Annotated in this window: 8 protein-coding genes; all 8 read right to left on the bottom strand. The window is 69.6% G+C overall.

All coding sequences use genetic code 11. The features are described from left to right. Window positions 1-92: 92 nt before the first annotated feature. The 8 genes from AC3WVS_RS16805 to AC3WVS_RS16770 all read right to left on the bottom strand — a co-directional run bounded on the left by AC3WVS_RS16805 (window position 93) and on the right by AC3WVS_RS16770 (window position 12290). Window positions 93-434, bottom strand: coding sequence for a DUF3325 domain-containing protein (locus tag AC3WVS_RS16805; protein WP_492319582.1), 342 nt, complete (start codon window positions 432-434; stop codon window positions 93-95). Next, window positions 418-2049 (bottom strand): PepSY-associated TM helix domain-containing protein, encoded by a 1632-nt coding sequence (locus AC3WVS_RS16800; protein WP_492319581.1) that lies wholly within the window; start codon window positions 2047-2049, stop codon window positions 418-420. Before AC3WVS_RS16800 ends, AC3WVS_RS16805 begins: the two co-directional genes overlap by 17 nt. After that, window positions 2046-2369, bottom strand: a complete 324-nt coding sequence (locus AC3WVS_RS16795; RefSeq protein WP_492319580.1) for an iron uptake protein — start codon at window positions 2367-2369, stop codon at window positions 2046-2048. The genes AC3WVS_RS16800 and AC3WVS_RS16795 overlap by 4 nt, the downstream gene beginning before the upstream one ends. A 70-nt stretch (window positions 2370-2439) precedes the next feature. Continuing rightward, window positions 2440-4494 carry a TonB-dependent siderophore receptor gene (locus tag AC3WVS_RS16790; protein ID WP_492319579.1) on the bottom strand — a complete coding sequence of 685 codons (2055 nt, stop codon included), beginning with the start codon at window positions 4492-4494 and terminating at the stop codon, window positions 2440-2442. A 333-nt stretch (window positions 4495-4827) separates the two neighbouring features. Continuing rightward, window positions 4828-6228, bottom strand: coding sequence for a lysine N(6)-hydroxylase/L-ornithine N(5)-oxygenase family protein (locus tag AC3WVS_RS16785; RefSeq protein ID WP_492319578.1), 1401 nt, complete (start codon window positions 6226-6228; stop codon window positions 4828-4830). 22 nt (window positions 6229-6250) lie between these two features. Further along, a complete protein-coding gene (locus AC3WVS_RS16780) occupies window positions 6251-7351 on the bottom strand; it encodes a GNAT family N-acetyltransferase (protein ID WP_492319577.1) in 1101 nt (366 codons plus the stop codon). A gap of 32 nt (window positions 7352-7383) precedes the next feature. Further along, window positions 7384-9066, bottom strand: coding sequence for a cyclic peptide export ABC transporter (locus AC3WVS_RS16775; protein WP_492319576.1), 1683 nt, complete (start codon window positions 9064-9066; stop codon window positions 7384-7386). Further along, window positions 9063-12290, bottom strand: coding sequence for an amino acid adenylation domain-containing protein (locus AC3WVS_RS16770; RefSeq protein ID WP_492319575.1), 3228 nt, complete (start codon window positions 12288-12290; stop codon window positions 9063-9065). The genes AC3WVS_RS16775 and AC3WVS_RS16770 overlap by 4 nt, the downstream gene beginning before the upstream one ends. Between the last annotated feature and the right edge of the window lie 23 nt (window positions 12291-12313).

The raw sequence follows: 12313 nt of genomic DNA, 5'->3' as shown, positions 1-12313 counted from the left end.
CCCTGACGCGGGTGCGCGGTCGTGGTTGGGTGCAACTTGTGGCGGTTAATTGCGTTTTTATATGAAAAGCAGCCCCTTGCGGGGCACGTGCCTCAGATACGCAAGACAGCCAGCAGCCCGCGTGCGATCGCCTGCAGCCAGCCACGCCGCCAGGTCAGCGTGAACGACACCGCCAACGCTCCCGCCATCATCGCCAGCGCCCACAGCAACACGCCAAAGCCGGTGCGGTTGCCCGCCAGCGCGGCCACGGCGCCAAGCGCCACCAGCGCCCAGGCCGCGCAGCGCAGCCGCCGCCGGCCACTGGCGGGCAGGTCCGCGCCCTGCCCCGACAACTCGGTCCAGTGCCGCTCCGTGGCGCAGGCAAACAGCACGAAAGCGCAGTACGCGCACAGCGCCAGGCCCAGCAGCAGCAAGTGTTCAAGCGTGATTGGCACGATCCATCTCCTCTAGCGCCTGGCTGCTGGCAGCAGCGGTCCGGGCCTGGCGTGCCGCGTCGACGCGCCGCAGCCGTCGCGCCGACGCCAGCGCCAGCCCACCGGTCAGCAGCAGCACGATGTCGACGCCGGCCACGGCAAGGTGGCCGCGCGCCAGCGCCAGCGGCAACCAGTCGCCGGTGCTCAGGCCGTTGAGCACCGGCGCCGCCAGAGCCAGCGCGGCGATCGCCAGGCATTGCTGGCGCCATGGCACCAGCGTGCGGCTGCCCGGACGCATCGCCACGCGCGCATGGATCGCGGTGGCCAGCCACACCAGGAAGAACAGCCCGGCCTCGATAAACTCGCGCGACGGCAGCGTCATCGGCAGCAGCCGGTTGGCCACCATCATCGCCAGCGTGGCGATGACCAGGCCCGTGGTGGTACCCGCGGTGACCGCGGCCGCCAGCCGCACGCCCTTTTCGCCGTGGCGCGCATGGCGCTTGTCGAGCCAGTACAACTGCCCGGTAGCGATCAGCACGCACCCCGCCAGCCCGGCCAGGAAATACAGCCAGCGCAGCGGCCAGTGATCGAACGCGATGAAGTGCATGCCGGTCAGGAAGCGCTGCGTGGTCGCAGCGGGCTGCAACGGCACGTGATGCAGCAACGCACCGGTGGCGCCGTCGAAGTAGGCGGCGTCGTCGGCCAGGCTGACGCGGTCGCCCACCGAGCGGCTGACCTTGACCACGGCGTTGGCATCGCCGGGGTTCCATACCCGGATCGCGGCCGGCGCCGCCCCGCCCCAGCGTGCGCGCGCGGTCTCGACCATCGGCCCCAGCGCGGCCATCGGTGCCGCCACCCCGGCGGGCGGGCGCGAGTAGCCGGACAAGGCCTGGTCGTAGAAGGTGTTCGGCTGCTGGTACAACGCGCTGATGCCGGCCGGCATCAGGATCATGTAGACAATGCAGATCCCGGAGAACGTGATCACCGCATGGAACGGCAGCGCCAGCACGCCGGTCAGGTTGTGCAGGTCCAGCAGGCTGCGCTGCAGCTGCTTGCGCGGCCGGAACGTGAAGAAGTCGCGGAAGATGCGGACGTGGATGATCACCCCCGACACGATCGCCGCCAGCATCGCCATCGCCGCCAGGCCCACCAGCCAGTAGCCGATGTTCCAGGCACGCAGGTGCAGGTTGTAGTGCAGCGGATAGAAGAACGACGACGCGCCCAAAGTGCCCACGTCAGGCAGCAGCTCGCCGCTGCGCGGATCGGCCAGGCGGATCTGCCCGCCCGCGGCGGCATAGCGCACGCGCGCGATCATCACCGGGGTGCGCTGCTCGGGCAGCATGACCGCCCATTCGCGCAGCGGCTTGCCGCGCGCCAGCGCCGCAACGGCGCGCGGCACCACGGTGTCGATGTCGATCGTGGGCGGCGCTGCGTCCAGGCGCGTGGCCGGCATCATCCAGCGGTCGACCTCGCGGTCGAACACCGCCACCGAGCCCATGAAGAACGCCACCATCAGCACACCGCCGAGCAGTACGCCAATCCAGGTGTGCGCCCAGGTCATGGCCTGGCGCAGGCCGCCGGCATGTGCATCGGCCTTCTGTGCGCGGGCCTTGCTATTTCGTGCGGGTCGCGTCATGCCAGCTTCTCCCCCAGCCACCACGCCACGCCGGCACCGATGGCCGCGCCGGCCACCAGCACCAGCCACACGCGCAGCAGGTGCCGCGTGACCAGCGCCCACAGCGACATCATCGGAAACAGGAGGAAGGCCAGCATCGAAAACCAGAGCACGGCCTCGCTGCGGGCCAGGCCCAGGCGCCAGCCGAGCGCGGCGCCGCCGGCGGTGATGCCCCAGACAAAGGCATAGCTGCCCGCCAGCGCGGCCAGCGCGCGGGCAGTCATGGCCAGCGCGGGCGGGAAGGCGCGGCGCGATGGCAGGGATGAGGGACTGTCGTTCATTGGAATTCTTGGCAACGCGCGGCCGGCGTGGTGGTGCAATGGCATCGCACCACCACGAAGGCCGCTGCGCTCACATCTTCATGCGCACGGTGAACATGGCCGCGCGCGGCTGGCCCCAGATGTTGCCTTCGCGCGGGTTGTTGATCCGTGAGTAGTAGCTGCGGTCGAACAGGTTGGTCAGGTTCAGGTCCGCCGACACGTGCTTGTTGAAGTCGTAGCCGATCGCCGCATCGAACGTCGCATAGCCGCCGCGGCGCAGCGTGACCGCACCAATCGGCGCGGGGAACAGCGCGGTGTTCTGCACATGGCTGACCGCGGTCATGCCGCCACCGATGCGCCAGCGGTTGAAATCGCCGGGCAGGCGGTACATCGTCCACAGCTTGAACAGGTGCTTGGGCGCAATCGCCGAGAACGGCGTGTTGACCTGGCCGGTGCGGTTCCGCAGGTCCTGCGTGACGTTGAACGTATAGCCGGCGTAGATGGTCCAGCTCGGCGTGATGCGGCCGCTGGCTTCCAGCTCGAAGCCCTGGCTCTTGGTCTCGCCCTGCGACACGAAGAACGGATTGCTCGGGTTGGTCGTGTTGATATTGTCAAGCGTGGCGCGGCCGGTCTCGCGTACCTCGAACAGTGCCAGCGAGGTGTTCAGCGCGCCCTCGAAAAATTCTCCCTTGACGCCGACCTCGTACTGCTTGCCCTTGATCGGATCGACCAGGTTGCCGCTGGCGGTCAGGTACTCATCCTGCGGCTGGAAGATCTCGGCATAGCTCGCGTAGGCCGACCAGTGCTCGGTGAAGTCGTAGATCAGCCCGGCGAACGGCGTGAACTTGGCGTTGATGTCGTCGCCCCTAGTCACGCTGGTGGTCGACGTGTACTGGCGCGCGCTGATGTCCCACCAGCTCAGCCGTCCGCCCAGCACCAGCGTCACCGGATCCGCCAGCGAGAAGCGCGCGTCGCCGTAGACGCCGTACTGCCTGGTCGTGGTGGTGATGCCTGTGCCATTGGGGGTGAAGGTTGGCTTGGCGAAGTCGCTGCGCGGGTTGAAGATGTTCACGACCTGCGAGAACGGCGAAATGGTATACCGGGGGTCGCGCCGTTCCGAATCGGAAAAATTGAAGCCGACCAGCGCCTTGTGCCGGCGCCCGAACAGCGAGAACGGCCCGTTGGCATAGAGGTCGAAGCTGGTCTGCTCCTGCGTGTAGGTCTGCTTGGCCGCGAACAGCGTGGTCGTGTTCACGCCGGGGATCACCGGCGTATAGGCATAGGCCTGCTCGCGGTTCAGGCGGTTGTTCAGGTAGCGCAGCGCACCCTTGACCTGCCAGCCGCTGTCGAACTTGTGCTCCAGCTCGGCGAAGGCCGAGGTGGTATAGAAGTGGTCGCGGTTCCAGTCCGCACCCAGGTAAGTCGAGCGCGGCACGTCGAGCAGGCTGGCCTGGCGCGTGACCGGGTTGTAGTAAGCGGGCAGCGTCCACGGCTGGCGGCCTTCCGAATCCTGGTAGCTCGCGCCGACCGTCACCAGCGTGCTGGGCGTGATGTCGTACTCGATCACGCCATAGAGCGCACTGGTGCGCATATTGGTCTTGTCGATGAACGAGTCCTTGTCCTGGAACGCGCCGGTGATGCGCGCGCGCAGCGTGCCGTCGGCATTGAGCGCGCCACCGGCATCCACCTCGGCGCGGTAGTTGTTCCACGATCCCACCGACAGCGCGCCGCCGACCTGGGTTTCTCGCGTCGGGCGCTTGCGCACCAGGTTGATCGCGCCGCCGGTCTTGCCCGCCCCGGCGAGCAGGCCCGACGGCCCCTTCAGCACTTCCACCCGCTCGATCATCGACAGGTCCGGCTGCACGGTGTTGCGCCAGTCATACTTGGTCGGCACGCCGTCCAGCATGAAGGTGTCGATCTCCAGCCCGCGCGAATAATAGATCGAACGCTCCTGGTCACGCTTCTCGACGAACACGCCGGTGGCCTGCATCATCGCGTCTTCCAGCGTGGTCAGGTTCTGCTCGCGGATGCGCTCGGCGTTGACCACGGTGACCGATTGCGGCACCTCGCGCGCGGTCAGCGGCACCTTGCTGCCAGCGGTAGTGGGCGGGTTGATGGGGTTTTCGCGGGCGCCGTTGACTGTCACCGCCGGCAGCGAAGCCTCCGGTTGCCGGGCGGTTCTGCCCGCGGGGGCCGGCTGCTCTGCCTGCGTTGCCGCCGATGCCGAACCTGTCGCGTTTTCCTGTCCGAAAGCCGACGCGCTGACCATCAGGCCAACAGCGGCCGGGATCCAGCGCATGGCGGTGCGGCACTGCACGGAGCCATGCCGTGTTGCCCGCGCGCGTTCGGTCGCGCGTCTGTTGCTGTGTTTCATTGCCTTCTTACTCCCCTGCTCGGTTGTGAAAATCCAGGCCGTGGGACCCGGCTGGCCGCCTGGTCGCGGCCGCCGGTCCTCATGTTGCTTTGTATGGGCGATACCTCAGTGCGTGCCGGCGTGCGCGACGCGCGCGGGGCGGCTGCGAGGCGGCTCGGCCTCCATGGCGCACGCCACACCCGCGCGGTTGCCCAGCACGGCGGCCGCAATCTCTTGCGCGCGCACCGCCAGCACCGACAGCAACGTGTCCGACAAGCCGTGCGTCGCTTCGCAGCAGCCCTGCAGGAATACGCCCGCCTGGCAGCCCGGCGCCATCTGCAGCCGGTAGTCGCGGTCGGCCTGGAAGCCCTTGGCGTCGTCCAGGTAGGACGCCAGCGGCGCCAGCAGCGACTGGTGCAGCTCGCGCCGGTAGCCCGTGGCGAGGATGACCGCGTCATAGCGCTGCAACTGATGCGCGCCATCGTCACGCCGCGCAATGTCCAGCCGCACGCCGTCGGCATCGGCCTCGGCATGGCGGGCCTCGCTTCCGGCCAGCAGCCGGTGGCGCACCTTGCCGGTGACCTTCTGCTGGTACAGCACCTCGTAAATGGCTTCGATCAGGTCGGTATCGACCACTGCGTAGTTGGTGTTGCCGAACTCGCGCAGCAGCTGCTCGCGCTCGGTCGTTGCCCGCGAGAACAGGTAGTCGATATAGCGCGGATTGAAGATCTCGTTGACAAAGGGGCTGTCGTCGGCCGGCTTGAGCGCCGGCGCACGGCTGACCAGGTCGACCGCAATGCCGCCTTCGCGGCCATGCAGGTCCAGGAAAATCTCGGCGGCGCTCTGGCCCGAACCGATCACTGCCACGCGCCGCACGGGCGCGGTGCGTTCCAGGCGCTCCAGCGACTCGAGGTACGAGGACGAATGGAACACCCGCGGCTGGCCGCGCAGCGGCACGAAGGCGTCCGGAATGCTGGGCGCGCCGCCGACGCTGACCACCACGTTGCGCGCGCGGCGCTCGGTCAGCGCCCCTTGCGCCGTGCGCGAGGTCACGCGCAGGCAGGCCAGCTCGCCATTGCCCCCGGCGGGCTCGGGCGCGACCGAGACCACTTCCTCGCCGTAGTGGCAGGCGTCGGCAAAATCGCCCGCCACCCAGGACAGGTAGTCGTTGAACTCGTAGCGGCTGGGATAGAAGGTGCGGGTGTTGATGAAGTCCAGCAGCCGCTCGCGCTCGTGCAGGTAGTTGATGAAGGTATAGCGGCTGGCCGGATTGCGCATCGTGACCAGGTCCTTCAGGAACGAGATCTGCATGCGGCAGTTGTCGAGCAGCATATTGCCGTGCCAGACGAAGCCCGGCTTCTTCTCGATAAAGCCGAAGCGGAACGGCGCCTGCTGCGGCAGCATCTCGCGCAGGGCCACTGCCAGCGCGAGGTTGGAAGGGCCGAAGCCGATGCCCAGCAGGTCGAGCACGGGCCCTGCACCGGCATCGGTGCCGTGGGCGGCGAAGTTGGAAGCGGAATAGAGCATGGTCTCTCCTTGCGCGGCTGGCTCAGGCCGCCAGCGCGGTCGGTTCTGCACTGGACAGCTGCGCCTGCCCGTCTTCCTGCGGCACCCACAGGCGCTCGCCGAAGAAGCGTTCGCGCAGCAGCATGACCAGCATGGCGCGCTTGTGCGGGAAGTCGAAGGCCTTGACCTTGGCAAACCCGGAACGGTCCAGGTTGCGGATCTGCTGCACGTGGTCGATGCGCGGCTCGCCCACGATGCGCTGCGTGCGCGGGTCATCCAGGAACATGTAGTGCATCAGCGACGGCAGCCAGGCGCTGATATAAGCCTTGCCACGGATCTCGCCGTCGCCGATCAGCACATGCCAGCCGCGGTCAAAGTCGCCGGCGTCGTAGTACGGGCCGATGCGGTTCTCCTTGGCCCAGTACACCTCGAAGTACGCGAACGGCTTGCCGTCCAGGCAGCCGATCAGCGGGATGGTGTGCGGGTCGGCCAGCTGCGCCGACAGGTAATCGCGATGCTTTGCCAGATCGCCTTCTTCCTCCCAGAACGCCGCCACGCGCGGATCGTTCATCCAGCCGTGGAAGCACGCCAGGTCGGCATCGAGATCGGCCACCCGCATCGAGAACACCTGGCCGAGCCACGGGATATGGCGTGCATAGACCTGGCCCGACGGCTTGGGCGCGCGCAGCGGATGGCGCCGGCCCTGGGTCATCGCGTATTGCAGCGGATAGTCGCGGCCCGAGGTGCCGGTGTGCCACAGCGCCGGCAGTTGCCAGAGCTGCTCGACGCGCGTCACCAGCTCGCCGCCGGCCGCGCGCGTGGCGCTGCCCTCGCGCAGCATTGCGTTGGCGATGGCTTCGGGCAGGTCCAGCGCGATGGCCTGCGTCGCGGGGGCGCGCGCCAGCACCGCCTCGCAGGCGGCAAAAGTGGCGGCGCGCGCCAGCGGGTGGGCCGGGTCGGCGTCGGCAAGCGCCAGCCGCGGCTGGGTGCCGGGCGTGAACTGCCAGGCCTGCAGCGGCGTGCCATCCAGGCTTAGCTGCAGCGCGGAGCCTTGCCAGCGGCTCTGCAGCATGGGGATCGTCGCGGACAACCAGGGCTGGCTCGCGATCGCGTGGGTCATCAAAGGCGCGGCATTGCTTTGCATGTGAACTGACTCCCTGTCTTTGGTGGCGCGCGTCATGCGGCGGCCTGATGGTCGGTCTGGCCGGCCGCGGCGGGGGCGGCCGCGCTGTCAGTGGCGCTGTCGGCGCGGATCACGCCGCTGTCGGCGCGGATCACGCGGTCGGCCACGTGGAAATAGCGGTCGTCATGGCTGACCGCGACAATGGTCTTGCCGCTGCGCTTGAGCTCCGGCAGCAGCGATTCATAGAAGTAGGCGCGGAACACGGGATCCTGGTCGGCCGCCCATTCATCGAGCAGCAGCACCGGGCGCGCCTCGACATAAGCCGCCAGCAGCGCCAGCCGCTTGCGTTGCCCCTGCGACAGCTGCGTGGTCGACAGCAGCTCGTCGCGGATGGCGACCTTGTGGTCCATGTGCAGCCGTTTCAGGAAGGCATTGGCCACCGCGGCGTCGAAGCGCCCGTCCGGGCCGACCAGCCGCGCGAACAGATGGGCGTTGGAGAACACCGTGGCGAAATGGCTGCGATACCAGGGCAGCTCGGCGGTACTCACCGGCTTGTCGCCGAGCGCTATGCTGCCGGCGCTCGGCTGGTACAGGCCCGCCAGCAGCTTCATCAGCGTCGACTTGCCGCTGCCGTTGCCGCCGACGATAAAGACGGTCTCGCCGGCGGACAGCGTCAGCGACACGGGGCCGAGGCGGAAGCCGCGCTCGTCGCCCTGGCCTGGATAGTCGTAGCGCACGTCCTGCAGCGTGATCAGCGGCGTGCCCGGCGCGGGCGGTGCAGCGGCGGTATTGGCCGAATGCAGCGCGAAATCCCCCGTGTAAGGCGCCAGGCGCAGCGTCTCGATCTTGCGCAGCGCGACGTTGCCGGTCATCAGGATCGGCAGCGTGCCGACCAGGTCGTTCAGCGGCATGCGCAGGAACATCAGCACCAGCACGAAGGCGGTGATGCGCTCGCGCCCAATACCCAGCGCATCGCCGGCGATAAAGATCGCGCACGCCAGCCCCAGGATCAGCGTCGCGGTGAACGACAGGCTCAGCACCCAGTAGCGGTCGGCGCGCACCTCATGTGCGCGCGCAAATTCCGCGGCGGGCTCGAAGTCGCGCTGGTAGAAGCTCTGCTTGCGCCAGGCATTGAGCGCCAGTTCATAGCGGCCATCAATCGCGCCCTGGTAGCCGGCGTAGAGCCGGTCGTCGGTGTCGCGCACCGCCTTCATCAGGGTGCGCATGCGCAGCACCCAGCGCTGCGCCAGCAGCACGCCTGCGCCCAGCACCGCGGCACCGAGCACGAACAGCTGCCACGACAGCCAGCCCAGGTACAGCAGCCCGCCCAGCACCAGCACGCCGTTGTAGAACACGAACGGCACGCGGTTGAAGGCCATGCCGATCGAGGCGATGTCCTTGGTCAGCGTGGCATAGACGGTCGGGCCGCCGATCGCTTCCAGGCGCTCCACGTCGGTATCGAGCACGCGCTTGAGCATGCGCAGGCGCATGTCGTACACCACGCGGTGGCCGAGCGCGGTCAGCAGCGCCTGCGAGCCGAAGCCGCAGCCGAACAGCACTGCCAGCAGGCCCAGCAGCACGCCGATGCGCCCCGCTTCGAGCGCCGCCGGCGCGGCGATCATGCGGTTGATCTCGGCAATCAGCGCGATGCCGGCGAGCGCGCTGCAGGTGCCCGCGGCCAGCGCCAGCAGCAGCAGGCCGCCGAAGCGGCGGCGCAATGAGAGGAACAGATTCACAGGGCCTCCAGCAGGTCGTTCATGAAGGCCAGGTCGGCGTCGGCATCGCGCCGGCCGGCCTGGTCGATCGCCGCGGCCATGTCGCGCAGCACGGGCGCAGCGAACAGCGCCGGCAGCGCCAGTTCGCAGGCCATCTGCTCGCGGATGCGGGTCTGCAGCCGCACCAGCAGCAGCGAATGGCCGCCCAGCAGGAAGAAGTCGTCGTCGGCCCCGGCCTGGGCCACGTCCAGCACCGCGCACCACAGCGCCGCCAGTTCGTGCTCGGTTGGCGTCGATAGCGCCGCCGGAGCGCGCGGCGCGGCCGGCTCGGGCAGCGCCTGGCGGTCGACCTTGCCGTTGGCGTTGAGCGGCAGCGCGTCGAGCCGCGTCAGGCTGGACGGCACCATGTAGCCGGGCAACTGCTCGCGCAAGCGCGCGAGGATGGCGTCGTCCGAGTCATCGCCAGCCGTGGCGGCCACGTAATACGCGCACAGCCGCGCCATCCCGTCGGGACCCTGCCGGGCCACACAGACTGCCTGGCTCACCTGCGGGCACGCGCTCAGCGCCGCCTCGACCTCGCCCGGTTCGACGCGGAAGCCGCGCACCTTGACCTGGTGGTCGCGCCGGCCGAGGAACTCGACGATGCCGTCAGCACGCTTGCGCGCCAGGTCGCCGGTCCGGTACAGCCGGTCGCCCGCCATGGCGCCCGGCGTGCCGGGCGCAAACGGGTTGGGCACGAAGGCCGCGCCGGTGCGGGCCGGATCCCCGGCATAGCCGCGCGCCAGCCCGGCGCCGCCGATGTAGAGCTCGCCGGCCACGCCCGGGGGCACCGGCTCGAGCCGCGCGTCCAGCACGTAGAGCTGGTTGTTGGCGATCGGCAGGCCGACCGGCGCGACCGCCCACGCGAGAGCGCCCTCGCCCGCCAGCGCATGCGCCGCGGACCAGACCGTGGTCTCGGTGGGACCATAGACGTTGCAGACCTGCGCGCCCCTGGCCAGCAGGGCCGCGGCCAGCTCGCGCCCCAGCGCCTCGCCGCCGCACAGCACGCGCAGCCCCTGCCATGCCGGCGAGGCTTGCGTCACCAGCATCTGCCAGGTCGCGGGCGTGGCCTGCATCACGGTGATGCCGTGTGCGGACATCAGCGCCGCCAGCCGCGCCGGGTCGCGCGCATCGTCGCGCGTGGCGATCACCACGCGGGCGCCGCTGGCCAGCGGCAGGAACAGCTCCAGCCCCGCGATATCGAAGCCGAGCGTGGTCACCGCCAGCAGCCGGTCGCTTCCATCCATCGGCACCACCGGCGTGATCGCCCGCAGGAAGTTGGCAAACGCGCCGCGCGAAATCTGCACGCCCTTGGGCGTGCCGGTCGAGCCGGAGGTGTAGAGGGTGTAGGCCAGTTGTGCCGGATGGCATTGCGCAGCCGGCTGCGTATCGGGAGCGGTGTTCCAGGGCGGCGTGTCACCGTCGACCAGCACCACCGCGCCGCTGTCGCCGAGCTCGGCGCGTGTAGCGGCGCTCGCCAGGATCAGGCGCGCACGGGCATGGCCGAGGATGTGGGCATTGCGCGCGGGCGGATGGTGGGCGTCGACCGGCAGGTAGGCGGCGCCCGCCTTCACGATGCCGAGCAGCACCGCCACCAGCGCGGGCGTGCGCGGCAGGCACACGCCGACCAGCGCCTCGGCGCCGACATCCTGCGCGGCCAGCCAGTTCGCGATGCGGTTGGCGGTCGCTTCCAGCCCGGCATAGGTCAGGCTCGATTCGCCGTCCGTCACCGCGATGGCATCGGGCGTGGCCGCGGCGGCGCGCGCGATCCGTGCGACTACGTCGTCGGCCGGGTCGAGTGCGAGGCCGGTGTCGTTGCCGTCGGCCAGCGTCCGGGCCTGCTCGCTTTCATCCATCAGGGACAGTGCTTCGAGCGGTGTCTCGGGCGCGGCCAGCATCGCGCCGAGCAGGTGTTCATAGTGCCGCGCCATCCGCTGTGCCGTGGCCGCGGTGAATAGCGTGGCGTCGTATTCCAGCGTGGCGGACACGCGCGTGGCGCTGGCGTGCAGGTCGAGCGTGACGTCGAACTTGGCGCTGTCGTCGGGCACCGGCAGTGCGCTCGCCTGCAGGCCGGGCAGCGTGAAGGCGGCGGGCTCGCCCATCTGCAGGTTGAACATCGCCTGGAACACCGGCGTGCGGCTGGGGTCGCGCGACGGCGCCAGCCTGTCGACCAGCAGTTCGAACGGCAGGTCGGCGTGGTCCAGCGCGGCGCGGGCATCGTTGCGGACCTGCTGGCACAGCGCGTGGCCGCTCAGGCCGGGCGTCAGCCGGGCGCGATAGACCTGGGTATTGATGAAGCAGCCGACCAGTTCGTCCAGCTCTTCATGCGTGCGGGCTGCGTTGGGCACGCCCACGGCAAAGTCGGACTGGCCGCTGTAGCGCGCCAGCAGCGCCTGCCATGCGGCCAGCAGCACGGCGAACGGCGTGAGCCGGCCACCCCGACCCGTGCCACCAGCGCAGTAGCTGCGCAGCGCTGCCACCACGTCGTCCGACAGCGTCCAGCGGACGCGCCCGCCCTTGCCTGCCGGCCGCGCCGGGCGCGGGGCATCGAGCGGCAGTTCCAGCGCGGGAATGCCAGTGCCCAGGCGGTCCGCGCAGCGTGCCAGCGCGGCATCGAGCGCAGGGCCATCGAGACGCTCGCGCTGCCAGGCCGCGTAGTCGGCATACTGCACCGGCAGCGGCGTCCAGCCCGGCTCGCTGCCATTGGCGGCCGCGCCATAGGCCCGCGCGAGGTCGCGCGCCAGGATCGGGTTGGACCAGCCGTCCGAGACGATGTGGTGCATGGCCAGCACCAGCACGTGGGCGCCATCCTCCAGCCGGGCGACGGTGACGTGGAAAGGCGCGGCGGCGTGCAGGTCGAATACACGCGCCGACTCGCGGCGCAGCAGCCCATCGAGCTCGCCTGCGGGCAAGTCGATCCATTGCACGGCCGGCGGCGCGTCGTCGACGATCTGCCGGGGCTCGCCGTCACCGGTCGAGAAACGGGTACGCAGTACCGCATGGCGCGCGGTCACCTGCGCCAGCGCGTGCTCCAGCGCCGGGGCCGACAGCGGGCCCTGCAGGCGCCAGGCGCGCACCAGGTTGTACGCGATGCTGTCCGGCGCGTAGCGCTGCAGGAACCACAGGCGCTGCTGCGCGAACGACAGCGGCGCGGGGCCTTGCGAGGCGCGCACGCGGATCGTCAGGTCGGGCATAGGCTGCGTCATTGGGTCTCCTCGGGAGCCGCGAG

The sequence above is a fragment of the Cupriavidus sp. CPT47-8839-RL05A genome (assembly GCF_058792255.1).
Note: the sequence above shows the minus strand (reverse complement) of the source record. Positions and strands in the feature narration are given on the sequence as shown.